The organism is Yoonia sp. R78084, from assembly GCF_044595625.1.
Lineage (GTDB): Bacteria > Pseudomonadota > Alphaproteobacteria > Rhodobacterales > Rhodobacteraceae > Yoonia.
Genome location: NZ_CP138993.1, coordinates 2,823,201 through 2,849,510, shown reverse-complemented (window position 1 = coordinate 2,849,510; position 26,310 = coordinate 2,823,201). Strand labels below are relative to the sequence as shown.

The following is a 26,310-nucleotide window of genomic DNA, read 5'->3' as shown; positions in this document are numbered from 1 at the left end:
CGATCCGACGTTGGAGGCGCGGTAGAAACATGTTGAAACGTTCCTGTGCGATTGTGCTTTTCTGTGCCAGTTCCGCTTCTGCGCAAGACGTGCGGCTGGTGACGGATGCCGCCGAAACCGCGCTGAATGACGCCTCACTTCTGGTTGCGCTGGAAGCAGGGTCAGCGCCGCAAGACTATATCGCCGCCGCCCGTGCCGACTATCGCCGCCTGCTGACGGCGCTTTATGGATCGGGGTATTACGGCGGGACAATCTCGATCACCGTGGACGGACGCGAGGCCGCAAATATCGCACCGCTGGATGCGCCGCGCGCGATCAGTCAGGTTGTTATCACGGTTGATCCCGGTGACCGGTTTACCTTTGGCGATGTGCAGATTGCCCCGCTCCCGCCAGAGACCACGCTGCTTGACGATCTCGGGCCGCGTCGCACTGCGGAATCGGCTGTCATCGGGGATGTGGTGCGGGGCGGAATCAGCAGTTGGCGCGATCTGGGTTATGCCAAGGCGCGTGTCGTGGATCAGCGCATTGTCGCGCGCCATGCGGATGCGAAACTGGATGTGGATGTTGTCCTTGATACCGGTCCGCGTTTGCGGTTTGGGCCGCTTTCGGTTTCGGGCAATCGCAACGTCGGTGATGACCGTGTCCGTGAAATAGCAGGATTACCGGAAGGTGAGGTTTTCTCGCCGCAAGAAATGGACGCGGCCGAACGCCGTTTGCGCCGCACCGGTAGTTTTGCAAGTGTGGCGCTTTCCGAAGCGGACCAGATTGGCCCGAACGATACCTTGCCGATCAATGCGCAAGTGTCCGAAGCCAATCCGCGGAGGATCGGTTTCGGGATCGAGCTATCATCGATTGAAGGTGTCACGCTGTCCTCTTTTTGGCTTCACCGGAATTTGCTGGGTGGCGCGGAACGTATCCGCGTGGATGCAGAGGTGTCCGGCATCAGCGGTGAAACCGGCGGTATTGATTATCGCTTGGGCGGCACGTTCACCCGACCGGCAACATTCGGCCCTGACACCGACTATTTTCTGAGTGGCGAAATTTCACGGCAGGACGAACCGGAATTCCTGATTGACAAGATCAGCGTTGAAACCGGCTTTTCACGGATCCTGAGCGATGATCTGACTGTGCGCGCGGGTGTCGGGATATTGCGGGCGCGTGAAGAAACCGCACTGGAGACCCGCGAATATACGTTGTTCACCCTGCCCTTGGACGCGACACTCGACCGCCGCGATGAACCCTCGAATGCGTCAAACGGCTACTATCTTGATGTGAGCGCCACGCCTTTTATCAGCTCTGACGGTGAAATCAGCGGTGCGCGGCTTTATGGTGATGCACGGGGTTATGTGACCTTGGGCGAAGAAGAAAAGCTGACACTGGCCGGGCGCGTGCAACTGGGGAGCGTTCTGGGTGCTGACCTGACCGAAGCGCCCGCCGACTTTCTGTTCTACTCGGGCGGTGGTGGTACGGTCCGTGGGCAGGCCTATCAATCACTGGGCGTTGAAACAGTGCAGGGTCTTGAGACTGTGACAACAGGGGGGGCATCCTTCCTCGGGACGCAGCTTGAGGCGCGTTATGCGATCCGCGAGAATATCGCCCTTGTCGGCTTTTATGATTTTGGTCAGGTGGGTGCTGCGGCCTCGCCTTTCGAAGATGCAGAATGGCATGCGGGCGCAGGGGTTGGTTTGCGCTATAACACGGGGATCGGGCCGATCCGTCTGGATCTGGGCACACAGGCCAGCGGCGACAACGCAGGCGAGGATTTGCAGGTTTACATCGGTATCGGACAAGCGTTTTGAAACGGTTCTTAAGCATATGTGCGCTCTGCGCTGCCCCTTTCACGGCCTCCGCACAAGAGGATGACGGCGAGGGCTATCTGGCGGGTTTGATCGAGGAAAACCTGTCCGGTGTCAGCCGTCAGGTGAACATTCAGGGCTTCGAGGGCGCGCTGAGTTCCGAGGCAACCATTGACGTGCTGACGATTGCGGATGCGGATGGTGTCTGGCTGACGCTGGAAGACATCGTGCTGAACTGGAGACGAACAGCCCTGCTGCGCGGTGTCATTGATGTCAGCGAGTTGAGCGCTGCGCGGATTATCGTATCACGTCCGCCCTTGTCGGAAGACACAGGCCCCGCGCCCGAGGCGCAGCCGTTTTCTTTGCCGGAATTGCCGGTCAGCGTGTCTCTTGATCAGCTGCGTATCGACAGCGTCGAGTTGGGCGAGGCGTTTCTGGGCGAGCCAATTACGGTGTCGCTGAAAGGATCTGCTCAGCTGGCTGATGGCGAAGGGGCTGTGATACTCAACGCCGAACGTTTGGGCGATAAATCCGGTATTTTCGAGATCAACGGCAGTTTTGTGAACGAAACCCGCCTGCTCGATCTGTTCCTGAACCTTGATGAAGGGCCAGACGGCATTGTGGCGCGGTTGATTGATCTGCCCGGCAGGCCCGCCGTCAAACTGGAGGTCGCGGGTGCGGCCCCGCTGGATGACTACGCGGCGACACTGGCGATTGCGACGGATGGACAGGACCGCCTTACGGGCAACTTCGCGCTGACCAGCGCCGGGGACGCGCGGCGGATCTCGCTCGATATTGGTGGTGATATCAGCCCGCTGTTTTTACCCGAATACCAAGGGTTCTTTGGCAACGACGCCAGCCTCTCTGCGCAGGTGCTCCAGGCGGCAGACGGGCGCATTGATGTGCAGCAACTTGCGCTGGATGCGGGACGTGTGGCGTTGAATGGTTCGGTGCAGATCGGCAGCGGGGGCTGGCCCGCGGTGATTGATCTGAACGGGGGCATCACCGCTTTGGGGAATGATCCGGTTCTGTTGCCTCTCAGTGGCCCGCGTACCTTTGTGGATGGCATGGATTTGGCGATCAGCTACGACGCTGCGGTCGCGGACACGTGGCGCGCAGATATCACAGTGCAGGGGCTTGACCGTCCCGGGCTGTCGATTGACACGCTGCGCCTGCAGGGCGGGGGTTTGCTGCGCTCTGGTGAAGGGGCGCAACAGGGGCTTTTCACCGCTGATCTTGCCTATGGCGCGACAGGCCTGCAACTGGATGATGCAGGTGCGGCGCAGGCCTTTGGAGACGAGATAGGCGGCGAATTCAACGCGTCGCGCGTTGAGGGCGCGCCCATCGAGATCACGCGATTCACGCTGGGTGGTGCCGGGCTGGACGCGCAGGCGCAGGCGACGATCGAGGGGCCCGATGCCGGTTTCCGTACCAATGCCACAATGAATGTCGGTATCGCGGGGTTGGGGCGGTTCTCCACTCTTGCGGGGCGCGATATCGGGGGCGGGGCCGAACTGGCTGTGCTGGCGAATATGACGCCGCTGGATGGTCTGTTCAATCTTGTGGTGTCTGGGGAAACCAGTGATCTGTCGATCGGTATTCCCGAGGCTGACCGGATTTTGGCCGGCACGGGGACATTCGCGGCGACGGCGGTGCGGGATACCGCAGGCACGCGGCTTGAGGACTTGCGCGTGAATACCGATGCGGCCAGCATCCGCGCCAATGCCGCATTGACCAGCGAGGGTGCGGATGCACGTATCAATGCCAGCCTGCGCGACGTGGCCCTGGTTCTGCCTGACCTGTCAGGACCCGCTGCCGTGGCGGGTGACGTCACACAGCGCGCAGATGGTACAATCGAATTTGCACTCAACGGCACGGGCCCTGCGGCGACATTTGACACCAGCGGCACGGTGAATCCCGCCGAGGCCGGGCAGACGTTGAATGCGGCGATTGAGGCCGAGATCAGCGATCTGACACGCTATGCCGGATTGGCCGGGCGGCCCTTGGCCGGTGCTTTGTCAGTTGAGGGAAGCGGCGTCCTTCTTGCAGATGGGCAGCGGTTTGACGTTGATCTGCGCGCACAGACACGCGATCTGGTGACGGGTGTCGCGCGGGTTGACCCTTTGCTGGAAGGCGAAGGCAATTTCACGGCAGCGCTTTCGCATGTGGGTAACGGACGGTTCGGAATCGGTGATCTGCTGGTCCGGACACCGGCGATGTCGCTGCGTGGTGATGCAGATGTTTCGCTGACGGGCGCCAACACGGCGGATCTTTCGTTCCGGATCAATGATGCCGCTTTGCTTGATCCCAGCCTGAGCGGGCCGGTGACCGTGGACCTGGCTGCTGTGCCTGCGCCGATGGATGCAACCGATGTGACGCTGCGCGCTTTGGGGCCGGGGACGGATGTGGGGCTGACCGCAACAGTGGCTTCGCCTGAAAATGGGCGCGAAGTCACCGGTGATCTGGACCTGCAGGTCGAGAGCCTTGCGGCCTTTGCCACGCTGATCGGTCAACCGGTGGCAGGCAGTGTTGATCTGACCGCATCAGGAAGCCTGCTGCCTGACCTGACCCGCTTTGATACCCAGGTGAACCTGCGCAGCGAAGACCTGCGCATTGGCAACCCGACGGTAGACGCGCTTTTGGCGGGGACGGGACGGATTAATGCGACGGTCTCATTCGCGGATGAGGTTCTGGCGGTGCGGACATTAGAGGTGTCCACCCGCGAACTGTCGGTTGTGGGCGCGCTGAACGGGGCGGCAGGTTTTGGTCAGGGCCGGTTCAACGCCAGTTTGCGCGACGTGGGCATTCTGACTGATCAGATCAGCGGACCGATCCGTGCACGCGGATCAGCCTCTCTGGATGAAAACGGCACATGGGGCATTGATGCCACGGGCACCGGCCCGGGCGGGTTGAATGCGCAGATTGTGGGGGATGTGAGTCAGAATGGCACGCTCGCGATTGATGTCGATGGCAGCGCGCCTTTGGCCTTGGCAAATACAGCGATTGATCCGCGGCGTCTCAGCGGGCTTGCGAATTTCGATCTGAGTGTGAACGGACCACCCGCCCTGTCGTCGTTGGGAGGGCAGATTACCTTTTCGGACGGGCGTTTGGCCGCCCCGAACCTGGGTGAGGCGCTGACGGATATTGCGGGTGGTATCAGCATGGCGAATGGCAGCGCGCAGATTGATTTGCGGACCCGTGTGGAAAGTGGCGGCAGTATTACGATTAGCGGGCCTGTTACGCTGACGGGGCCCAATCAGGCCGACATTATGGTCGCGTTGAACGATGTGGTTTTGCAGGACCCCGAGCTTTATTCGTCGCGTGTTGCGGGTGCAATTAACCTCAACGGTCCGCTACGCGGCGGCGCAAGTATTTCGGGGCGATTGCAGCTTGGCGAGACAAATGTGCAGGTGCCGTCGTCGTCGATCAGTTCACTGGGCGATTTGCCCGATGTCCGGCATGTCGATGCCTCTGCCGCAGTCCGGCGGACGTTGCAGCGGGCGGGTGTGGTCAATGGCAATGGTTCACAGAATACCGGTTCGGGCAGCCGTGGGCCGGCGTTTCCGCTGGATATCGTCATCAATGCCCCATCGCGTATCTTTATCCGCGGCCGTGGTCTTGATGCGGAATTGGGCGGGAGCCTGACAATAGGCGGCACCAGCAATGATGTGATCCCAGTGGGGCGGTTCGAGTTGATCCGCGGGCGGATTGATATCCTGCAGCAGCGCTTTGAACTGGATGAGGGGACGGCGACGCTTCAGGGCGATTTTGCCCCGTTCCTGCGCCTTGTGGCGACCACGGAGACCGATACAGGCACAGTGATCAGCATCGTTGTCGAGGGCCCGGCCGGTGCGCCCGAGGTCAGTTTCCTGTCGGTGCCGGAATTGCCGCAGGACGAGGTGTTATCGCAGCTGATTTTCGGACGTGATCTGGAAAGCATCAGCCCGTTGCAGGCTGTGCAACTTGCCTCGGCCATCAGTACTTTGGCAGGGCGCGGGGGCGGTGCTCTTGACAGTTTCCGCCAACGGGTCGGGCTTGATGATTTTGATGTGACCACCGACGATGAGGGCAATGCCGCCGTGCGGGCGGGGGCCTATGTGTCGGAAAACGTCTATACCGATGTGACGGTCACAAGTACCGGTGAAACAGAGATCAACCTGAACCTTGATGTCACCTCGGAAGTCACCGCCAAAGGCAGCGTGAATCAGGCGGGTGATACCAGCATCGGTCTGTTTTACGAGCGCGACTACTAGGGGCAGGAGCGAACAATTTTCTGCGAAAATTGTTCTGACAAAAGATTTTTAGCTAAAAATCTTTGCTACGCCTCGGCGGCAAGGACCTGTTCCGCGGCATGAAACGGGCAGGCCACGAAATGGTTGTCACCGATGTCTTCAAGCATGGGTCGCGTGCCCGCGCAGGAGGCTTGCGCCTTGGGGCAGCGAGTGCGGAAGACGCAACCCGAGGGTGGTGACAACGGCGATGGCAGCTCGCCCTCAAGAACAGGGCGCGGGCGTGCGCGCTCCAGCACAGGGTCGGGGATCGGTACGGACGCAATCAGCGCCTGACTGTAGGGATGTTCCGGCAAGGTCGTGAGTTTGCGGCTCTCTGCCATCTCCATCACGCGGCCCAGATAGAGCACCAGCGTGCGGTCACTGATGTGTTTTACCACGCTCAGGTCGTGCGCGATGAAGATCATCGACAACCCCAAGTCGCGTTGCAATTCCATCAACAGGTTGATGACCTGCGCCTGTACCGACACATCAAGCGCCGAGACGGGTTCGTCGCAGATGATCAGTTTTGGTTTGAGGATCAGCGCGCGGGCGATCCCGATGCGCTGGCATTGCCCGCCCGAGAATTCATGGGGATAACGGTTGATCAGATTGGGCAGGAGGCCCACGCGTTCCATCAAAGCGCCGACACGTTTTTTGACCTCGGCGCGCGGTGCGTTGGGTTCGTGCGTGATCAGTGGCTCAGCAATGATTTCACCCACGGTCATGCGCGGGTTCAGCGCGGCAAGCGGGTCCTGAAAGATCATCTGCACATCGCGGCGGTGCACGCGGCGTTCGCGCGTGTCCATATTTGCAAGGTCCGCGCCTTCGAAGAAGATGTTCCCGTCAGATGACGGGATCGTGCCGACGATGGCGCGCGCCAGTGTGGATTTGCCCGAGCCGCTTTCGCCGACGATGCCAAGGCATTCCCCCGGTTTCAGGTCGAACGATACGTCGGAGACGGCGTGCAGTTTGCGTGGCGGTGTCCATGGCCATGCGCCGGGCTTTGCGACATCGAAAGTGACCGAGAGGTTACGGACTGACAGAAGGGGGGCCATTATGCGACCTCGCTTGCGGGAAGGTGACAGGCACGGCGGCGGTTGCCGATGGTTTCCATCGCGGGGCGCTGGTTGCTGCAGTGATCAAGGCTGACCGCGCAGCGCGGCGAAAAGGGGCAGCCTGTGGGCAGGTTTGACATGTCCGGCGGTTCGCCCGCGATGGTCAGAAGGTCGCCATCATCGCGATCCAGACGCGGCACGGCCTTGAGCAGCCCGCTGGTATAGGGGTGGGCTGGGGTGGCGAAAATATCATCGGTGGTGCCTTCTTCCATGACCTGTCCGCCGTACATCACCAGCGTGCGGTCACAGAAACCTGCGACGACACCTAGGTCATGTGTAATCAGGATCACAGCGGTCCCGAAATCCTGACGGATATCGCCCAAAAGCTGCATGATTTGTGCCTGCACAGTCACATCAAGTGCCGTTGTCGGTTCATCCGCGATCAAAAGGCGGGGTTGGCACAGAAGCGACATGGCGATCATGATCCGCTGGCGCATCCCGCCCGAGAATTCATGCGGATACATGGTGATCCGCGCGGCGGCATCAGGGATGCGCACGGCGTCAAGCATGTGCGCGGATTCCCTCACCGCTTGGGATTTGCCGATGCCTTTGTGCAGCATCAGCACCTCGGCCATCTGGTCGCTGACCTTGAGATAGGGGTTGAGCGAGGTCATCGGGTCTTGAAAGATCATCGCGATGTCCTTGCTGCGGATCGCGTTGAATTCGCGCTGCGACATTTGCAACAGGTCCTGACCGTCAAAGCGGGCCTTCCCCGTGGCGCGTCCGTTCTTGGCCAAAAGCCCCATTGTGGCAAAGGCGGTCTGGCTCTTGCCGGACCCGCTCTCGCCGACAATCGCAAGCGTTTCGCCCTTGTCGATATGGAAGCTGACGCCGTTCACCGCGTTCACATCGCCATCGGCCGTGGTGAAGGTGACTTTGAGGTCCTCGATTTCCAACAGGCTCATATCTAGCGGTCCTTGGGGTCAAGCGCGTCGCGCAGGCCGTCGCCGACAAAGAAGAAGGCGAAGATGGTCACGATGAAAAAGAAAAGCGGGAAGGCGATCTGCCAGTAATAGCCGAACTGCATGGTGCGCGAGCCTTCGTTGATCAAAGCACCCAGCGAGGTGGCAGGTTCCTGGACGCCGAGGCCCAGAAAGCTGATGAAGCTTTCGAAGATGATCATATTGGGCACCAGCAGGGTGGCGTAGACGATCACGATGCCCAAGAGGTTCGGCACGATGTGGCGCAGGATGATCTTGAGCGGGCGCACACCGGTGGCGACAGCGACTTCCACGAATTCCTTGTTCTTGATGGTGAGTGTCTGGCCGCGCGCGATCCGCGCCATATCAAGCCAGGAGATCAGGCCGATCCCGAGGAAAAGCATAAAGATCGAGCGGCCGAAGATCACCAGCATCAGGATAAGCACAAACATGAAAGGGATCGACATCAGCACGTCGACGACCCGCATCATGATCCCGTCAATGCGCCCGCCATAGTAGCCTGCGGTGGCCCCATAAAGCGTGCCAACGATAACGGCGACCAAGGCCCCCACAACACCCACCATCAGCGAAATACCGGTCCCCTGCACGGTGCGTGCGAACAGATCGCGCCCGTTGCTGTCGGTGCCGAAATAGTGCCCGGTTTCAAGAGAAGGGACGCCAAGGTATGCGTTGCTGCCGATCAGGCTGAAGTTGACGAAATCACCCTCGTATTGCGCGACAAGCCCCCCGAAGAGCGCAAAGCCTGCTACCGCACACAGCATGATAAGCGATATGACAGCGGCGCGGTTGCGTAAGAACCGTGTGCGCGCATCGGCCCAGAGGGACCGGCCTTTGACTTCGGCAAGATGCATGTTTTCGGCGATGCCTTCGACGGCTGCTCTGTTGGGTAACATCACGCAGCCCCCTTAGTAGCGGATCTTGGGGTCGATCCACGCGTAGAGGATGTCGACCAGAAGATTGAACAGGATTGTCAGGGTGCCCACCAGAATGGTGATCCCCATGATGACGGAATAATCGCGGTTGAAAGCAGAGTTCACGAAAAACTGGCCAATGCCGCCGGTGGAGAAGAACACATCAATGATGACCGAGCCGGTGATCATGCCGACGAAGGCAGGCCCCAGATAGGACAGCACCGGCAACATTGTGGGCTTCATCGCGTGTTTCCAGATCACGCGGCGCATCGGCAAGCCTTTGGCGCGGGCGGTGCGAATGAAATTGGTGTTTAGCACCTCAAGCATCGAGGACCGTGTGATCCGCGCAATCGAGGCCATGTAAGAGGTGGAGAGTGCGATCACGGGCATGATCAGGAATTGCCACTGGCCGCCGTTCCAGCCACCGCCGGGCAACCATCCCAGCCAGAGTGTGAAGACGAGCAGCAAAAGCGGGGCCATCACGAAATTCGGCAGGACCTGCGCGCCGATAGACACACCAACGGCGAAGTAATCGACCCAGGAGTTCTGCTTGATTGCGGCGGCAACCCCCAGTGACACGCCCACGGTGACAGCCACGACAAAGGACCAGAACCCGTAGGTCAGCGTGACCGGAAAGCCTTGTGCGATCACGTCGTTCACGCTGCGGTCCTTGTATTGGAAAGAGGGCCCGAAATCGAATTGCGTGACCACGCTGACCACGTAATTGACGATCTGTTTCCAGAACGGCTGATCCAGCCCGTATTTTGCCTCGATATTGGCAAGCACCTCGGGTGGTAGGGGACGTTCGGAGTTGAACGGGCCACCGGGCGCTGCGTACATCAGGACAAAGGACAGGACGACCAAGATCAACAGGGTCGGCACTGCCACAGCAAGGCGGCGGAAGACGAAACTCAGCATGTCAGGGGTCCTCACAGAATGGGAAAACCGCGCCCCGTAAGGTTGGGGCGCGGTCCATCACGTCAAGTGATTACTCGGCGATCTTGTAGAGATCTTTGGAGTACCATGTCTGTTCAAAATTCTCGTAGGGCCAGCCTTCGAGGTTCTCCGCAAACATATCGACTGCGGCATAGTGGTAGATAGGAATGATCGGCGTATCCTGCGCGATGAATTCCTCGACGCGGTCATAGTTGGCCTGCGGGTTCGCGGATGTCTTTGCCTCGGCCAGCAGCGCGTCAACCTCGGGGTTCACGTATTTGCTGTCGTTATAGCCCGATTCCGACTGCATCAGGTCAAGGAAGGTCGAGGCCTCGTTATAGTCTGCACACCAACCGCCGCGCGCGACTTCGAAATCACCGTTCGAGCGGGCTTCGAGGAAAGTCTGCCATTCCTGATTGGCCAGCGTGGTGTCGACACCCAGTGTCTGCTTCCACATCTGGCTGATCGCGATTGCAACAGAACGGTGGGAATCGTTGGTGTTGTACACCAGATCAATGCTGAGCGGATTGTCAGAGCCGTAGCCTGCCTCGGTCAAGAGTTCGACCGCCATGGCATTCCGCTCGGCTTGGGTCATTGTCGCCATCGGGATGTCGGGTGTCTCGAAGCCGGCAGTCGCCCAATGTGTGAAGGTGTAGGCGGCTTTCTGACCACCGGCGAGCACGTTGTTTACGATGATGTCGCGGTCGATGGCGAGGCTCAGGGCCTTGCGTACGTTGGGGTCCTGAATTTCAGGCGATGCACCGTCGCGCAGGTTGAACATGTAATAGTAGGAACATGCCATTGGCACGGAAACGGCCTGGTCGGGATATTGCTCCGAAAGGCGCGGGAACTGGCCAGCGGGCACGTCGGTCAAGTCCAACTCACCAGCGAGATAGCGTGTCAAAGCGACGTTTTCATCGGGCACAACCAGTTTGACCACACGTTCGATGATGGTGTTGTCGTTGTCCCAATACATCGGGTTACGCTCGCGGACGAGGCGCTCTTGCGGGACAAATTCGGTCAAGACATAGGCCCCGTTGGATACCATGTTTTCCGGCAGAACCCAGTCGTTGCCGAATTCTTCGACGGTCGCCTGGTGGACGGGGAAGGTCGTACCGTGTGTCAGCATTTGCGGGAAATATGGCAGAGGCTGGGACAGGCGGACTTCGAGCGTTGTGTCGTCAATGGCTGTGACGCCAAGTGTGGATGGCTCCATATCACCTGCAATCACGGCAGCGCCGTTCTCGATCGACATCAGCTCGATGTACCAGCTGTAGGGCGATGCCAGTGCGGGCGATGCGGCGCGCTGCCATGCGTAGACGAAATCACCGGCAGTCACCGTGTCACCGTTGGACCACATTGCATTATCGCGCAGCGTGAATGTGTATACGAGGCCATCGTCGCTGACCTCGTGGCTGAGTGCGACACCAGGGACCAGATTGCCTGCGGCATCCTGATTGTAGAGACCTTCAAAAAGGTCGCGCACCACTGCGGCCCCATCCACGTCCTCGACGAGACCAGGATCAATCGACGGGCTTTCATCACCCACGCGGTACGTGAATGTCTGGACAGAGGCGAGCGCTTCGCCGGTCACGGGGTGTGTGGCGTGCGCATCTGCAAAGACTACGCCTGAGGTCGCAAACAGCACCGCGGCTGTTGTTACGAAAAGTCTGGATTTCAGTGTCATCATTTTCTCCCTGAAGTTGCATCTTGGCGATGCAATCGTTGAAGTGTGAGCGTATCAGCTACCCCTCTGACACCATCTTTTGACTCCAAACGGCAAATGGCAAGGTTAATCGGCAGTTGACCCAGCGACAGCGGGTTCTACTTGGGGACAAACAGGAAACGCGCACAATTGTGACTTGAGGCATGATCTAACACGAAATTTTCTAAGGCGGACCGATGATTCTCTTGATGGACGTTCGGGGCGCTTGTGCTGGTATTACCCGGCAGTTTATGCCCAAAGGTGACCTGATGGTTGGAAAGGCCTCTTTATGAAGAAACTTGCACTTGCCGAACGTGATGCCTTGCCGGATGCCTTGCGCGTCCTTCTGGCCGAATATCCGCGTGACGGTTGGGAACTGGACCCCGGTTTTGACGGGCTGATCCGGTTCTGGCTGGACCGCCATTTGATGTTTCGCAAGCTCTTGGGCGAGTTACGCAGCGGGACAGAGGCGCTTTTGGATCGCAAGATCGAGGCGGATCGTTTCGCGGGGCTGACTTCGCGCTATGGTGGTATGCTGGTGAACGGGCTGCATGAACACCACACGATTGAGGACAAATATTATTTCCCGAAGCTGGTGAAGAAAGACGCGCGGATCGCGAAGGGATTTGCCATTCTTGATAAGGACCACCACGATCTGGACGAATTTCTGGCCGATTTTGTGGGACGCGCGAATGAGGTGCTAGGCCTGACAGCAAACCGCAACAAGCTGCAAACCGCGGCGGGGCATTTCCAGACCGAACTGGCCAAGCTGGAGGGCCTGCTTGACCGCCATTTGATTGATGAGGAAGAGCTGATCGTGCCGGTCATCCTGCGCTATGGATCACGTGATCTGGGCTAGATTACCGCAAGCGGAAAGAAGCACTGTCTCCCGCGCCCTGATCGACCGTAAAGCGCAACCGGTCATCGCCGCGTGCTTCGACCAATTGGCAGTTGTAGGGGATCGGATCGCCGCCCCAGCTCAGCTCACGGCAGAAATAGCCGTCTTCCCACGTCCAGTTGCCGACGATGTCCCATCCGATGGCCGAGCCCGCAATGCTTCCGTCCGGTGACACGCTCAGGCTGACACCGTAGAAAAAATTGCTGAGTTCACGGCCCTCAACGAGCGAAACAAAAGTCGCCTGGTCCTTGATGGGCACATAACTGTCCGCAACAGCTGGCGCCGCAGCGGTGGCGAGTACCAATGTCAAAATCGCATGTCTCATCGGGTCCTCCACATGTTGTCGAACACTTCTTTTACGTTGCGACACGCGGCTTGGTTCACTTTGGAATGCGATCGGCGGATGACGGCTCATACGTGCGAGGCAGGCAAGACGGCGCCAATCAGCTTTCGTTTTTCGTCAACGTATTGGCACCGGATGCCAGACGGTGATCGCACGTGAAGCTGCCCTTGCTGTTTGGTGTGCAATACTGAACAATATCAGGCAGATGAGAGAAAAGTATTTGAGATGTCAGACAGCTATATTGAGCTCACAATCAATGACACGTCGCTGAAGTTACCATTGGGTATGGCGGAGGCAGATTTGCCGTCTTTGTTGGTGCCAAGGAAATATCTCCGAAATGATGATCCTGAAATGCAGAGGACGTCTTTTCAGTTACCAGATGATGGTGTTGAGATTATTTTTCAGAACGGTGCGTTGCGGGGTGTTTTCCTTTACCTGGCATCTTCTGACAACGGTCAACCGGTCTTCACGGGAAGCACGAATTTCCTGAGTGAAGCGTTCTTTCGGGCACCTTCACCTCATCTATTCGAGGTTACTCTGGCGGCTTCGAGTTTCGCGCGCTCTGCGCGCCAATACCCGAATGCGATTGATATGCTTACGGATAAAACGCGTCTCCGATACGAAACGCGGCCAGACCAGAGTATCATCTATTTTGATAGCGGGGCTTCCCTGCGGACAGGGAGTATGTAGTTGCGCCTGAGACTGACGAAAAACGATAGCGCGGATATTGGCTTTGCCCTCACATGTTTGATGTCCGGTGCCATCCATTTCCGAGAGTTCAAGGAGTGGCTTTATTTCGTCGTTGAACACGTCGATGCGCCACCAAACTATATCTTTGACATGATTGATGTTGATCAGCGGATTGATTTCAAACCCATGCGGATAATGGGTTGGACGCCAAGCGCGACCCTGCGTGACGATGAGCATGATGCATTGAAAGGCATCGGATTTATGCGCCAGATATGTGAACACGAGGACGTCATCTCGCGGCAGAAGGCAATTGAGAAGCTACGCGCCAATGAAGCGTTCCATCAAAGGGTAAAGGACTTTTTTCCGTTTCTAGACTTGGACGAGGTTGTCGGGCCGGACCCTGGTCAAGGTTAATCAGCATTCTGTGGTGTCGACGGTGTGCCTGCGCCGGTTTTCGCTCTCATGCCCGGGGTGGTCTTCTGACCTGCAACACTATTTGCAATAGACAATGCTGGGATTTACCAATCCTAAAAACATCAGCAAATTCATTTCTCTAAAGGATTTTCAAGAATGGGAATTTACAAAGCTCCTTTATTGGCAGTGCTTATGGCCACCGCGACATCAGCCCTCGCGCAATCTGTCAGTACCAGCGATAATTCTGTCTGGCGCTATCTGCAAAGCGACGAGATTATTGCGTCAGATGATTGGCCCGCACTGCGGGATCGTGTGATCGGCCTCTGGGGGGCAGAAAACGTCTCGGAGGTACCAATCGGCAACGGAAACATGCTGAACCAGACCGGCCTGCCAGCGACGTATCGTGCTGCCTCTGAAGCTGTGGAGGTCGTACACCTGCAAGGGTCGCCAGCCGATCAGGACGTTTTGGCGTTTCTGACCGAGATGCTGCCCGATATTGCCTTGACGGATCTGGTTGAATTCCGTGATGGCGTGCATCTGACGGCGTTGCAAATGCGGCCCGATAGCCATGAGATTGGCATTTTCTTTCTTGACCGGATTGAGGGCGATATGCCGGTTTCTACGGATCAACCAATTGCCGAAACAGGATCGCTGTCCGATATTATTCTGGCGCAATTGGAAAACGCTGGTCAGCTTGCCGCAGGGTTTCCGCCTTATGGTTTGGGCAATCCGAATATTTTCGTTTCAGCGTCGCTCGCGGATGTCACGGAACTGGTCAAGGATGTGCTTGATCAGCAAGGTATCGCAGTAAGCGAGGTCAGCATGGGCGAGGACGCCGGCACACAGTTTATGGGCACGAATGAGACGCAACCGACACTTATCAGCGTGGCCAAAGCGGATGACGCAATGACGATCATAACGATCATTGCCCAGCCCTAGGGTGATGTATGGAAGATTTGGCAGCGTACCGGCCAGAGGAATAGCCCCACGGCACCATGAAACCGTACCAGTGCCCTTGGTGTGCCACAATGCTGAAGTCGGAGTTAACGCGATATGATGGTCGTTCTTAAGAGAAACCCTTATGAGCCATTTGTCACCCAAGAGGATGATGGGCTGGTCTATCACCTGCCGGTCGAGAGCGGTTTCTCCTCGAAGAGGCTCAAGTTCAGCATTTCAGAAGAGGATGTGGCTGTTCTGAAAACCGATAACGCGCGATTTTACTTTCTCTTTGCGGTCCTGCATCAGAAATACCAGATGCAAAATCCCGCGCTTGCGCCCGGTACTGACCCCTACTTTGGATCAATTCTACGACTGCCGCCTGCGGATGTTACTGCGATACTGGATGCGGCGGATGTCGAGAGCAGGGGTGCCGTGCGGCACATGGCTTGCAAATTACTGGGCCGGAATTCTGATGAAATGGGAAAGGGTCGGTGGTTTGAAACGACCTGAGACGCATTGCTTTTTACCAGTGTCGCGCAGCCACACAAGGCACCGTTTGGAGACAAGTCGATGAACCCGATTGAGGAGCAGCGCAAGTTGATCCACCAGCTTTCTGCGCTGGTTGTTGAAAGCATACCCGTTGGGGCGACCTCAGCGGACTGTCGCTTTGACTATTTCAAAGGACCGGATGGTGCGCAATCGGTCGGCACCGAGTTGCATTATGAGCTGGATGGACACCGCGTTTCAGCCCGACTTCTCAGGCGGCCTGATCGCGCTGAACGCCCTATTCGTCTGGTGCCGCAGCTTCATGCGCTGATGAAAGCACATACGGGCGGTGACTGGGTTGCATTGCGTTTGGCAATCACCCCAAGCGGGTGCGTTTCGGCGCATTTCGAATACAGCTGATCTCCGCGCCCCACAGACAGCGCTTTCCTGAAAGCTGGGTAATCCCTGACCCTAGCCGTCCTCAAGTGCCTTGATCATGTCCACGCGGGTTGCGTGGCGGCCACCTTCGAAATCGGCATTCAGGAAGGCATCGACGATATCAAGGGCAAGGGCGTCGCCGATCACGCGCGCCCCGAGCGAGAGCATGTTGGCATCGTTGTGCTGCCGGATCATGCGCGCGGAAAACGCGTCGGAACACACCCCGCAGCGCACGCCTTTGACCTTGTTGGCGGCCATCATGATCCCTTGACCGGTACCGCACAGAATAATCCCCAGCGCGCAATCACCAGAGGCCACGCGCCGTGCTGCGGCTTCGCCATGTTGCGGGTAGGGCGTGCTTTCAGGGGTGGTCGGGCCGATATCGACGGCCTCATACCCCAGTGAAGTGATGTGGTCGGCTATGGTTTGGCGCATGCCGATGGCGGCGTGATCAGAGGAAAGCACAATGCGTTTGTTGGTCATGGAAGGTTTGCCCCTTGTTGTCGGTTAGATGCCCAGAACATCCATCATGTCGTATTCGCCGGGGTCTTTGTCTTGGCCCCAGAGTGCGGCTTTCAGAGCGCCGCGTGCGAAAATCGCGCGGTCTGTAGCAATGTGGCGGAGCACAATGCGTTCACCGGCAGCGGCAAAGAGCACGTCGTGTTCGCCCACGATATCGCCGCCGCGAATGGCGCTAAAGCCGATGTCGCCGCGTTTGCGTGCGCCGGTGATGCCGTCGCGCCCGCTGTCGCTGACGTCTTTCAGCGCCACTCCACGCCCATGGGCTGCGGCTTCGCCCAGCATCAGGGCAGTGCCGGAGGGGGCGTCGACCTTCTGGTTGTGGTGGGCTTCGATGATTTCGATATCAAAGTCTTCGTCCAGTGCGGCCGCGACCTTTTTGGTTAGTTGCACCAGCAAGTTCACACCGAGCGACATATTCCCCGCCCGCACGATGACCGCATGGCGCGCGGCGGCGTTGATGGCCTTGAGGTCATCGTCAGAAAGTCCTGTTGTGCCGATCACATGCACCGCGCGCGCCTGAGCGGCCAGACCTGCAAAGCCGACGGTGGCGGCAGGTGCGGTAAAGTCGATCACGGCTTGTGCCTTGGCAAACACCTCGACCGCGTCGTCGGTGACGGTGACACCTGCCGGCTGACCGCCCATGGCAGTGCCCACATCCCGCCCGATCCAGTCATGCCCTGTCCGTTCCAGCACGCCCACAAGGCGGCATTTGTCCGAGGCCATCACGGTTTTGATGAGCATTTGGCCCATGCGGCCCGATGCGCCTGTGATCACGATGCCTGGTGTGTCTGTCATGGTCTGTTTCCTTTATCCGTGCCTTCTCTTAGCGGCGGATTGCCGTGGACGCAAAGGCTTGCTTGGCAATGACGTGATCAAGGATTACATGAGGGCCATGGCAAAGAATGCAAACAGAGACGGCAAGGCCCCCACCCAGCGCATGTTGCGCGTGGGCGAGGTGATCCGCCGCACCCTATCCGAGGTCCTGCAACGCGGTGACGTGCATGACGATGAACTGGCGCGCATGTCCATTACCGTGGGCGAAGTGCGCATGACGTCCGATCTGCGGATTGCGACGGCCTTTGTGTTGCCCCTTGGCGGGCAGGGCAAAGAAGAGGCGCTGGCGGCGCTGCGGCGCAACAAGCATGAGATCCGCCATCTGGTGGTCAAAGGGGGCACGATGAAATTCGCGCCTGAACTGCGGTTCGAGATCGACGGCACGTTTGACCAGATCGATGCGACCCGGGCTTTGCTGGCCAAAGATCACGTGCGGCAGGATCTGGACGACTGATGCGCTGGCTCGCTGTGGCACTGCTCTTTTGGGCGCTGCCGGCAGCGGCGGTAAGTTGCGAGGACGTCGATTATCTGGGGAACAGCTATACGGTCTGCACGGTGGATGCGACCCAAGAGGATTTGCGTCTTTTCTACAAGGATGCGGACGGTGGCGTGATCGGGAGCTTTGGCGCGCTGGAGGATCTGCCGTCGGTGGGCAGCCTTGCTTTTGCGATGAATGCGGGGATGTACCACGATGACCGCTCTCCTGTGGGTCATTACGTCGAAGACGGTATTGAGACGATGCGCGTGATCCCGAATGCGGGGCCGGGGAATTTTGGCCTGCTGCCCAACGGGGTTTTCTGCATCACGGATACTTCAGCGCAGGTCTATGAAACGCTCGCCTATGTCGCAAATGCGCCCGCCTGTCGCGATGCCACCCAATCAGGGCCGATGCTGGTGATTGATGGCGCACTGCATCCGCGGTTCCTGCCCGACAGTACATCACGGTTTGTGCGTAATGGTGTGGGCACGAGTGCCGATGGGGCGACCGCGGTCTTTGCGATTTCCAACAATAGTGTCACCTTTTACGAGTTCGGGTCTTTCTTCAAAGACTATCTGGCTATGCCGAACGCGCTCTATTTCGATGGCAAGGTATCGCGGCTTTATTCGCGCGCCCAAGGGCGCAGTGATTTCGGGTTCCAGCTTGGGCCGATGGTTGGCGTTGTCGAGTAGGGTGGGTTGAAACCCAACTTACCTGTGGCACAGGTCTATTACGTATTGCAGGTTCGGGCTTTGTGGGAGAGCCTTCGCCTGATCCGCTGTAAACCAGCCTGCATCAAGCGCATCATCGGCCGCACAAGGCGTGCCATGTTTATAGGTACAGACCACCACCGCCAGGAGGTAATGGAACAGCACCGCACCGTCCGCATCGCGTGTGATGACATCGAGGTTGGTCAGGTAACCCTGTGCGGTCGCGACGACGCCGGTTTCTTCGGCCAGTTCACGGATAGCGGCGTCGCGCGCTGTTTCGCCCAGCTCCACATGACCGCCCGGAAACCCCCATGTATTGGCGTTGGGTTCCTTTTTGCGTTGCACCAGAAGGAACCGGCCTTCGTGCTGCACAACGGCAATGGCGCCAAGCTTAGGCTGCATCACAGGCTTGCGACTTTCGCGGCTATCGCACGCCCCAGCGTGATGTGATCCTGCGCTTCGAAATGCAGACCGTCGACGGGACTGGGCCTGATATGCATGCCTGCATCCAGAAACGGCAGCCCCCAGTGATCGGCCAGTTGCGCAATTGCAAAGGGCAGATCGCGGGATTTCGTCTGCGCACCCAAGAGCCCGTCACGATAGGTCCCTTGTTCGAGCACGACCGCGGGTGCGATCAGCAGAATGTCAAAGCTTTTGTGGCGCGTCTGGTATGGCTCGGAGCGGGCGATCCCCAGCAGCCCTGCAAGACCCGCGACCACCTGATCCACGCTTGCGCCGTGATGTGTCTTGAGGTCATTTGTCCCCAGCATGATGGTTAACAGATCAATCGGTCCCTGGCTCTCCAATGCGATGCGCAGCCCAAGCTGCCCGTCCATATGCGCGCCCATCAAAGGGTCTGCGCGGCTGGTCGTGCGTCCGGGCAGTCCGTCTTCGATCAGCGCCCAGCCAGGCCCGAGTTCGGAAAGCATCACCGTGGGCCAGCGCGTCTCGGGCCCGAAACGCCGGTTCTCACCCCGTGCATGCGCGGGGGGCGTGCCGTAGGTGTTGCTATCGCCGAACGTCAGGATGGTTTTTGTCATATCGCCACGCTAAGCGCCCTTCTTGGTTTGGTAAAGCGGCATTGCCCCTTGGACTTATGGCGCCGAGCGCACATATAGGGGCTAACAGAAAGTTGAAGGAGACAGGCCATGCTGGAATTGGACGCAAATGCAGGTGCCGCCGCTGATCTGATCAAGGACGGAACCGACGCAAGCTTTGCCAAGGACGTGATCGAAGCGTCGCAAACCGTGCCGGTGATCGTGGACTTCTGGGCACCATGGTGTGGCCCGTGCAAGACGCTTGGTCCCGCGATTGAAGCGGCGGTGACCAATGCCAAAGGGCGGGTCAAGCTGGTGAAGATCGACGTGGATGCGAACCAGGCCTATGCAGGCCAGTTGCAGGTGCAGTCGATCCCGACGGTTTATGCCTTCTATCAGGGCCGTCCTGTTGACGGGTTTCAAGGCGCTTTGCCCCCCTCCGAGATCAATGCCTTTGTCGACAAGATCGCAGCCCTTGCCGGTGATCCCGAGGCGGAGGGGCTGAGTGCGGCCATTGAGGCAGCAGAGCAGATGCTGGCGGAAGGTGCGGTAACGGATGCGGCCGAGACTTTTGCCGCAATCCTGCAGGAAGAGCCGAACAACGCGCCTGCCTATGCGGGGCTTGTGCGTGCGCATCTGGCGTTGGACGATATTGATCAGGCCGAGGCGATCCTGAATGGCGCACCTGCCGAAATCTCTACCGATCCGCTGCTTGAGGCCGTTCATGCGCAGATCACGCTCGCGCGTGAGGCCGCGAATGCGGGGCCTGTGGCGGAATTGCAGGCGGCGGTTGAGGCGGATCCCGACAATCATCAGGCACGTTTCGATCTGGCGACGGCGCTGCATGCCAGCGGTCAGGTGGAAGAGGCAGTGAATACGCTGCTTGAACTGTTTCGCCGTGATCGGGAATGGAATGACGGCGCGGCCAAGGCCCAGCTATTCAAGATTTTCGATGCACATGATGCCAAGGATCCGATTGTATTGAACGGGCGGCGAAAACTTTCTTCGATGATATTTGCCTGACCATGGCTTCGGCCTAGTTTAATGGTCATGACATCATCATATGATCTGCCTGACACAATTCCGGTCTTTCCGTTGCCGGGGGCATTGCTGTTGCCGCGCGCGCGTCTGCCGTTGCATTTGTTTGAACCCCGTTATCTGGCGATGCTGGATGATGTGCTGAAAACACCCTCGCGGTTGATAGGGATGGTACAGCCTTATGATGCGCCCGGCAAAGGCGGGAAGCTGCATAGCATTGGCTGCGCTGGCCGTGTGACGGCGTTCTCCGAGACTGAGGACGGTCGCTATATGATTACCCTCGCGGGCATGTCGCGATTCCGGATTTCGCAGGAAGTCGAAGGGTTCACGCCCTACCGCCGCTGCAACGTCAGCTGGCAGGGATTTGAACGCGATCTTGGTCCGGTTGAGCGCGACGACAGTTTCGACCGCGAGGCCTTTATGGAGGCTCTGGGGCGTTATCTTGTGGATCAGGGGCTATCGACCGATTGGGAAAGTCTTGGCGAGGCCGAGGACGAGTTGTTGATCAATTCACTTTCGATGCTTTGCCCCTTTGCGCCCGAGGATAAACAAGCCCTGCTCGAAGCACCGTCCTTGACCACACGGCGCGAAACGCTCATGACTTTGATTGAATTCGCATTGCGTGGCGGATCAGGTGAAGAGGTGATGCAATGAGTGGAACAGCATTCGACCCCAAGATGCTCGAGGCGCTGGTATGCCCGTTGACACAAGGGACGCTGCGCTATGATGCGGACAAGCAGGAGCTTGTCAGCGAGGCTGGCAAGGTCGCATTCCCGATCCGCAACGGGATACCTGTCATGCTGGTCGATGAGGCGCGTCCGCTGGAGAACTAGCTGATGTTGCCTCCGCGTGCAGAAAGCCAGCGATACATCATCTGCAGGCATAGCCATACCGACCAACGATAAAGCAAGCCTTGTTCAGTAGGTTGTCAGGATAGAAAGCGCGTTAGCTACGTTGTGCGGCTGCGTGCTTTTCGGAGCGTTCTTGCTGGGGGATGTTGACCCAGACCAGACCTGCAACAAAGCCGATCATTCCACCAAGAATATACGCGAGAATTGCCAGAAAGATGCCGGCACCCGAGAGCAATGCAACGGTCGTTGCCAGCATTCCAGAGGCTATTCCGAGTATGATATACAAGATGAACATCAGTGGCTCTTTTCTGCTTGGCGGTATTTTCGCCCTACGATCCCATCAGCCTAGGCTGGCTTCGTGTCAAAACTTTGTTCGAATTCTGACCAGTCTGTAGGGTAAATACTAATATTCCATTAACTTCACGCGGCCCAACTGCTGGGCAGCCTTGGTTCACGTGAAGCTATAGGAGGAAAAACGAGGTTGCCAAGCGCACTGCGCCAGTTGTCCCCGAAAGGGCAGGAATCAGCCGATGAGTGCCTTACGGCCGGAAGGAAAACTGCCGATCGAGCGCCAAGAAGATTGACGTACTGTCTGTGCGGACTCCGTCATCCTCGCGGAAATCAAAGCTTGCACCGACGTTGAGCTGCCAGAATTCGTTGATGCTGTAGCCATAGCTTGCCGAAAGGCTGCCGGTTGCAAGGACATCCCCTCCGTCAGGATCGCTTGTCTGGCCGAAGTCAAAACCAACCTGCATGCTGGTGACGGGGCTGAGTTCTTGAAGATAATTGGCGCTGAACGTCGTTGTGGCGCGGTCATCGCCCGGGTCGAGGCTGTGGTCCGCGCTAAGGGTGATTTCGGCTGCGGGAAGCGGATAGCTAAAGGCAATTCCACCCGTAACACGTATATCACCAAATTCATCTTCGACCACGCCCAGTTCGCCCCGTAGGCTGCCATTGGGCAATGCATAATCGCGGGCGACTGTGGCAGCCCAGAAGGTCTCATCCTCTTCATCACGTGAAACGCTGATACCTGTTGTCAGCGCCCCGAGCGGGCGTGCAAAGGTCAGCGCGCCGGACAGCGTTGTGGTCTCTGTCGTTGGTTCGCCGATGTCTTCCGACTGTGTATAGGAAAGCCCGATATTGCTGGTGACGACTTCATTGATGTTCAGTCGCAGGCCAAGTGCAATCGTGCTGCTGTCATTGTCCAGCAGTGCGGCGCTTGCATCTTCGTAGCGCAGTCTAGTTTGACTGCCGCTCAGGCTATAGCCCACCGGCGCGGTATCGCCCCAAGTAAACGCAACTGACACCGTGGTTTCATTGCGGAAACCGGTCCCGGTCAGATCATCAAAATCATCCGGCAGGACGATTACACCTTCATCATTAATGAAATCTGAGGCGTCGCGCAGGAACGCGATGTCTTCGCGACGTCCTTCCAGCGCGAAATCGAATGAGGCGTCCGCCCTGTTCCGGGTGTAGGCCAAACGTGCAACAAGCCCTTCATCAGCGAATTCATCCTCGGTGAGGCTGAATGTCGTGTCCAGATCGAACGACAGGCGCTGTGTCCGTGTTTCGGTGACCGCACCGAAACTCAGGTCGGTGACGCTCTCGAACCCGTCTTCGGCCTCGGTCGTTTCCAGGTCACGGTCGGTTGAACCGATAAAGGTCTGACCCAAGTCGAATGTGAAGAACACACCGCCAGGTTCGGCCTCTTGCGTGGACGCCGCAAGAGGACAAAGGCAGGTCAGGAGAGCAAGGCTTATTACACGTTTCATATTTATCCGCCCCCGAGCGGAAGCTAGGGGTCTGGGTACTTATTCGAACAGCTTGCGCTGTGGAATGACGATGACATCACCATCGCGCATCCGCACGGCGCCGTTTTCGCTGCTACCGTCGAGGATGCTGTTGTAGTTGATGGTGTAAACGTCGCTGCCGCGGCGCAACTGGATGCGTTTGACTGCAGCGAAGTTTGTAAAGCCGCCGAACTGTGCGATTGCCTGCATCAGGTTTGTGCCTGGCTCAATCTCGATCCGGCCAACAGTCACGCCTTCGCCGACAACAAAGATACCGATGGTCCGCGGCTCACGTTCGGGTGCGAGCCCTTCAATGCCCACAAAGACGTTTGGAGGGCTGACAAAACTTGCGGCCAAACGGCTGGTCAAAGCAGATTGGATTTGTGTTGTGGTAAGCCCGCTTGCGCGAATGTTTCCGGTGCCGGGCAGTGCGATACGTCCGTCAGGCGCCACCAGCACCACACGGTTCAAGCTGGCATCTTCGGCCACTTCGATCCGCAGAGAATCACCGGGCTGCACCCTGTATTCCTGCGCAAGTGTGACGGTGGAAAATAGGACCAGGGTCAGGAGCGACCCAAGAAGGGTAACAATACGGGACATAACGCGACCTCTTTTTACAGTACAACAATGCGGGCAACACCCTCCCGCTACGAGAAAAATGTTAACCCAAGTATTCCAATTCCCCAACGTAAAAACGCGGCAAAACATGGCTAAAACTGCGATTTTTACGCTATTGACCCAATTCGGTCAGTTTTGCGCGTGCAATGTCGAACTGGGGAAGGGATTGATCACCAGCAAGCATCAATGCGCGTGTCAAATAGGTCGTCGCGTTCTCGGCTTGGCCAAGCTCTGCATAGGTCATGCCAAGGTGGTACTGGACAAGCGGATCATCGGGCAAACCGGCGGCGGCGGGTGCCAGATAGGTTAGGGCCTCTTCCAGATTGCCCTGACGATAGGCGATCCAGCCATAGGTGTCCTGAAAAGCCGGTACCTCAAGATCACGCAAGCGTTTCGCGATCGCTGCAGCGCGGGCAAGGCTGGATTTGTCGTTCTTATGGGTTGCGATCAGGGATGCGAGATTGTTGGCGATCACAACCGCATCTGAATTTGCCGCATACATCTCTTCATAGATCGCGATGGCGGCATCAATGTCTCCACGTTCCTCATACCGCGTGGCGCTGAGCCAGCGCAGATTGACCGAGTTTGGAAGCGCATCAAGACCGGCCTCCAACACAGCATCTGCTTTCGCGGGTTGGTCCGTGGCGACAAGAAGGTTGTAGAGGCGCAGGAATGGGGCCTCGGATTGCGGCGAGGCGGCGATTATCCGGCGGAATGCTGCCTCGGAGGTTTCGAAATCGCCGTCCATGGCAAAAAGGCTGGCGCTGAGCATTTGCAGGCTGTTGTCTTCGGGAAAACGGGTGAGAGCCTCATTGAGTGTGCTGCGTGCTGTGGCAAGGTTCCCCGCCAGAAGATGGATCTGGACCAGTTGTGTGACGGCTTCAACATCCCCGTTCCCCTGCTCTATCTCGGCTTGGAGAAAGGCAAGGCTGTCTTCAATTCTGTTCTGGCCCAGCAAAAGCGCAGCTTGCAGCGATGTGGCGGCTTTCTGCGCTTCCGCGTTTTCAATCGCCCTGAGCGTATTGGCAACGCCCTGCGCTTCGATCCACGCGCCTTCGCGGAGGAGGATACCGGCCAGGCTGGTCATGACAGTAACGTCGTTCGGATTTGCGGCGCGTGCATCCGTCAGGACCGAACGCGCGGCGGCTGTCCGTCCGTCTTCTAGCAGGAAGTTGGCATAACGGATCGCTTCAGCCGGCGCGCTGTTCGTGACATCGACCGCGAGGGCAAGTCTTTCGCCGGCAAGAGCGCGATTGCCCTCACGCTGGTGGGCTTGCGCCATCAATGTCAGTGTTTCCGCGTCGCGCGGTTGCTGGCTCAGGGCCTGACGCAAGGCAAACACCGCTTCACCGGCGCGATCATCTGCGATCAACCATGTGGCACGCAGCTTTAGCGCATCGACGTTCGTTTCATCTTCCGAAAGGATCATGTCCACCTGCGCGCGCGCGGCGGCTTCATCTCCGGTGGCGATCAGAAGGCGGGCATATGTATTGCGGATCTGCCGCGTCTGATCCGACGGTTCTGCCCTTGCGAGTACCTCTTCAAAAGTGGCGATTGCAGCATCCCTTTCGCCCGCTTCAAAACGTATCGCCGCGGAGAGGGTGATATAAACATCCGCATTCAGGGTGCCTGCATTGGCGGTTGCAAGGCGGTCAAGCTCTTGTTGCGCAACGTCCGGCCCTTGCGTGTTTTGCAAGAACTGGACGACAGCGATATGGCCTTCAATCGGGGCCGTATCCGCGCCTGCGAGTTCACGCAGGTATTGTTCCGCGCCCGCGAGATCATCCTGCACGAAATACCAGCCGATCAGGGCCTGAGTCAGATTGGCGTCATCCGGAAACAGCGCAACCATCTGTCGGAGTTGCAGGCCAATATTTGGCATATCATTGACCTGCGTTAGAACCTGCAAGCGGGCCGTATGATAGGCATAGTTTTCGGGATCGCTGGCAAGGGCGCGGTCGATTTCCGGCAAGGCGTCGCCTGGTGTGTCGCTCCGCATCAGATTGTCGATGACCACACGCCGCGCAACTTCATCTTCGGGATTTGCATCCAGAAGTGTCCGCGCGCGGGTCGCGGCCTGTGCAAGCGCTGCGGTGTCGTTGATTTGCGAGGCGTCGCGGTAGGCCAGCGCCACCGCAATAGCCTGCGCCTGTGGGTCCTCCGGTGCAAGTGCGACAGCAGCTTGACCATGGCGTCGCGCCTCGTCCCAGTTGCTGGCATCAATGGCAATTCTGGCCAGAAGAATACGGACGTCAGGGGTATCGGGGTATTGCTCGATCAGACGGAGATACTGGCTGTAAGCCGCGCCGATATCTCCTTGTTCGAGCCGTATTTCCGCGAGCTTGCGCCGCGCGTCCTCGTGGAAACCGTCATGTTGAAAAACGTTGAGGAACTGGATCGCCGCGCGCTCTAGGTCGCCGGCGTCAAGCAGCGCAAGACCCGACTGGTAAAATGCGTCGGCTTTTTCTTCGTTTGTCTTGCAGGCAGAGAGCGCAGATATACTGAGGCAAATCAGACAAACGCGCAGAAAATGTTGCATTGGCTACCTA

27 protein-coding genes are annotated in these 26,310 nt (G+C 58.2%); 13 read left to right on the top strand and 14 right to left on the bottom strand.

The annotated features are described in order from the left end of the window. Window positions 1-29: 29 nt before the first annotated feature. Window positions 30-1,799, top strand: coding sequence for an autotransporter assembly complex family protein (locus tag SJY29_RS14300; RefSeq protein WP_400084010.1), 1,770 nt, complete (start codon window positions 30-32; stop codon window positions 1,797-1,799). Beyond that, on the top strand, window positions 1,796-6,049 hold the full coding sequence (locus SJY29_RS14295; RefSeq protein ID WP_400084007.1) for a translocation/assembly module TamB domain-containing protein: 4,254 nt from the start codon (window positions 1,796-1,798) through the stop codon (window positions 6,047-6,049). The genes SJY29_RS14300 and SJY29_RS14295 overlap by 4 nt, the downstream gene beginning before the upstream one ends. A gap of 65 nt (window positions 6,050-6,114) precedes the next feature. Here the strand turns inward: SJY29_RS14295 and SJY29_RS14290 are convergent, their stop codons facing one another. The 5 genes from SJY29_RS14290 to SJY29_RS14270 form a co-directional block, all read right to left on the bottom strand. Continuing rightward, window positions 6,115-7,122, bottom strand: coding sequence for an oligopeptide/dipeptide ABC transporter ATP-binding protein (locus SJY29_RS14290; RefSeq protein WP_400084005.1), 1,008 nt, complete (start codon window positions 7,120-7,122; stop codon window positions 6,115-6,117). After that, complete coding sequence (locus SJY29_RS14285; protein ID WP_400084002.1) at window positions 7,122-8,087, bottom strand: oligopeptide/dipeptide ABC transporter ATP-binding protein; 966 nt, start codon at window positions 8,085-8,087, stop codon at window positions 7,122-7,124. Before SJY29_RS14285 ends, SJY29_RS14290 begins: the two co-directional genes overlap by 1 nt. A 2-nt stretch (window positions 8,088-8,089) precedes the next feature. Continuing rightward, window positions 8,090-9,016 carry an ABC transporter permease subunit gene (locus tag SJY29_RS14280; RefSeq protein WP_400083999.1) on the bottom strand — a complete coding sequence of 309 codons (927 nt, stop codon included), beginning with the start codon at window positions 9,014-9,016 and terminating at the stop codon, window positions 8,090-8,092. A 12-nt stretch (window positions 9,017-9,028) separates the two neighbouring features. Beyond that, window positions 9,029-9,952, bottom strand: coding sequence for an oligopeptide ABC transporter permease OppB (gene oppB, locus SJY29_RS14275; RefSeq protein WP_110277948.1), 924 nt, complete (start codon window positions 9,950-9,952; stop codon window positions 9,029-9,031). Between the two features lie 70 nt (window positions 9,953-10,022). Continuing rightward, complete coding sequence (locus SJY29_RS14270) at window positions 10,023-11,657, bottom strand: peptide ABC transporter substrate-binding protein (RefSeq protein WP_400083996.1); 1,635 nt, start codon at window positions 11,655-11,657, stop codon at window positions 10,023-10,025. Between the two features lie 307 nt (window positions 11,658-11,964). On the opposite strand from SJY29_RS14270, the gene SJY29_RS14265 reads away from it, so the two are divergent. After that, the gene (locus SJY29_RS14265; RefSeq protein ID WP_055294873.1) at window positions 11,965-12,534 is read left to right on the top strand and encodes a hemerythrin domain-containing protein; all 570 of its coding nucleotides are present in this window, start codon (window positions 11,965-11,967) and stop codon (window positions 12,532-12,534) included. Window position 12,535: 1 nt separating this feature from the next. On the opposite strand, the gene SJY29_RS14260 is transcribed toward SJY29_RS14265, so the two are convergent. Next, on the bottom strand, window positions 12,536-12,898 hold the full coding sequence (locus tag SJY29_RS14260) for a dihydrodipicolinate reductase (RefSeq protein WP_400083993.1): 363 nt from the start codon (window positions 12,896-12,898) through the stop codon (window positions 12,536-12,538). Window positions 12,899-13,141: 243 nt separating this feature from the next. Between SJY29_RS14260 and SJY29_RS14255 the strand changes: the two genes are divergently transcribed. From SJY29_RS14255 to SJY29_RS14235, 5 genes are all read left to right on the top strand, one after another. Beyond that, on the top strand, window positions 13,142-13,606 hold the full coding sequence (locus tag SJY29_RS14255; protein WP_400083990.1) for a hypothetical protein: 465 nt from the start codon (window positions 13,142-13,144) through the stop codon (window positions 13,604-13,606). Between the two features lie 60 nt (window positions 13,607-13,666). Next, window positions 13,667-14,020: a hypothetical protein gene (locus SJY29_RS14250; protein WP_400083987.1), complete on the top strand. Its 354-nt coding sequence runs from the start codon at window positions 13,667-13,669 to the stop codon at window positions 14,018-14,020. A gap of 192 nt (window positions 14,021-14,212) precedes the next feature. Beyond that, window positions 14,213-14,959: a hypothetical protein gene (locus SJY29_RS14245; protein ID WP_400083985.1), complete on the top strand. Its 747-nt coding sequence runs from the start codon at window positions 14,213-14,215 to the stop codon at window positions 14,957-14,959. Window positions 14,960-15,073: 114 nt separating this feature from the next. After that, on the top strand, window positions 15,074-15,469 hold the full coding sequence (locus SJY29_RS14240) for a hypothetical protein (RefSeq protein ID WP_400083982.1): 396 nt from the start codon (window positions 15,074-15,076) through the stop codon (window positions 15,467-15,469). Window positions 15,470-15,529: 60 nt separating this feature from the next. Beyond that, entirely contained in the window at window positions 15,530-15,865 is a 336-nt protein-coding gene (locus SJY29_RS14235; protein WP_400083979.1) for a hypothetical protein, read from the top strand. Between the two features lie 51 nt (window positions 15,866-15,916). On the opposite strand, the gene rpiB is transcribed toward SJY29_RS14235, so the two are convergent. Both rpiB and dapB read right to left on the bottom strand, forming a co-directional pair. Continuing rightward, window positions 15,917-16,366 carry a ribose 5-phosphate isomerase B gene (gene rpiB, locus SJY29_RS14230; RefSeq protein ID WP_400083976.1) on the bottom strand — a complete coding sequence of 150 codons (450 nt, stop codon included), beginning with the start codon at window positions 16,364-16,366 and terminating at the stop codon, window positions 15,917-15,919. A gap of 24 nt (window positions 16,367-16,390) precedes the next feature. Continuing rightward, on the bottom strand, window positions 16,391-17,200 hold the full coding sequence (dapB, locus tag SJY29_RS14225) for a 4-hydroxy-tetrahydrodipicolinate reductase (RefSeq protein WP_400083973.1): 810 nt from the start codon (window positions 17,198-17,200) through the stop codon (window positions 16,391-16,393). A gap of 97 nt (window positions 17,201-17,297) precedes the next feature. Here dapB and rbfA point away from each other — a divergent pair, with 97 nt between their 5' ends. After that, window positions 17,298-17,693, top strand: coding sequence for a 30S ribosome-binding factor RbfA (rbfA, locus tag SJY29_RS14220; RefSeq protein WP_400083970.1), 396 nt, complete (start codon window positions 17,298-17,300; stop codon window positions 17,691-17,693). After that, on the top strand, window positions 17,693-18,409 hold the full coding sequence (locus SJY29_RS14215; RefSeq protein WP_400083968.1) for a phosphodiester glycosidase family protein: 717 nt from the start codon (window positions 17,693-17,695) through the stop codon (window positions 18,407-18,409). Before rbfA ends, SJY29_RS14215 begins: the two co-directional genes overlap by 1 nt. An 18-nt stretch (window positions 18,410-18,427) precedes the next feature. Here SJY29_RS14215 and SJY29_RS14210 read toward each other — a convergent pair whose 3' ends face one another. Further along, window positions 18,428-18,829, bottom strand: a complete 402-nt coding sequence (locus SJY29_RS14210; protein WP_400083967.1) for an NUDIX hydrolase — start codon at window positions 18,827-18,829, stop codon at window positions 18,428-18,430. Next, complete coding sequence (locus tag SJY29_RS14205) at window positions 18,829-19,467, bottom strand: GDSL-type esterase/lipase family protein (protein ID WP_400083965.1); 639 nt, start codon at window positions 19,465-19,467, stop codon at window positions 18,829-18,831. The genes SJY29_RS14210 and SJY29_RS14205 overlap by 1 nt, the downstream gene beginning before the upstream one ends. Before the next feature lie 108 nt (window positions 19,468-19,575). Between SJY29_RS14205 and SJY29_RS14200 the strand changes: the two genes are divergently transcribed. From SJY29_RS14200 to SJY29_RS14190, 3 genes are read left to right on the top strand one after another with little or no spacing between them, the layout of a single operon-like run. Beyond that, entirely contained in the window at window positions 19,576-20,487 is a 912-nt protein-coding gene (locus SJY29_RS14200) for a tetratricopeptide repeat protein (RefSeq protein WP_400083963.1), read from the top strand. Between the two features lie 27 nt (window positions 20,488-20,514). Then, window positions 20,515-21,156, top strand: coding sequence for an LON peptidase substrate-binding domain-containing protein (locus tag SJY29_RS14195; RefSeq protein ID WP_400083961.1), 642 nt, complete (start codon window positions 20,515-20,517; stop codon window positions 21,154-21,156). Further along, entirely contained in the window at window positions 21,153-21,335 is a 183-nt protein-coding gene (locus tag SJY29_RS14190) for a Trm112 family protein (RefSeq protein ID WP_400083959.1), read from the top strand. The genes SJY29_RS14195 and SJY29_RS14190 overlap by 4 nt, the downstream gene beginning before the upstream one ends. A gap of 112 nt (window positions 21,336-21,447) precedes the next feature. Here the strand turns inward: SJY29_RS14190 and SJY29_RS14185 are convergent, their stop codons facing one another. From SJY29_RS14185 to SJY29_RS14170, 4 genes are all read right to left on the bottom strand, one after another. After that, window positions 21,448-21,609 (bottom strand): hypothetical protein, encoded by a 162-nt coding sequence (locus SJY29_RS14185; RefSeq protein WP_400083957.1) that lies wholly within the window; start codon window positions 21,607-21,609, stop codon window positions 21,448-21,450. A gap of 283 nt (window positions 21,610-21,892) precedes the next feature. Further along, window positions 21,893-23,125 (bottom strand): hypothetical protein, encoded by a 1,233-nt coding sequence (locus SJY29_RS14180; RefSeq protein WP_400083955.1) that lies wholly within the window; start codon window positions 23,123-23,125, stop codon window positions 21,893-21,895. 39 nt (window positions 23,126-23,164) lie between these two features. Beyond that, a complete protein-coding gene (locus SJY29_RS14175) occupies window positions 23,165-23,743 on the bottom strand; it encodes a polysaccharide biosynthesis/export family protein (protein ID WP_400083954.1) in 579 nt (192 codons plus the stop codon). Between the two features lie 130 nt (window positions 23,744-23,873). Then, on the bottom strand, window positions 23,874-26,300 hold the full coding sequence (locus SJY29_RS14170) for a tetratricopeptide repeat protein (RefSeq protein ID WP_400083952.1): 2,427 nt from the start codon (window positions 26,298-26,300) through the stop codon (window positions 23,874-23,876). Between the last annotated feature and the right edge of the window lie 10 nt (window positions 26,301-26,310).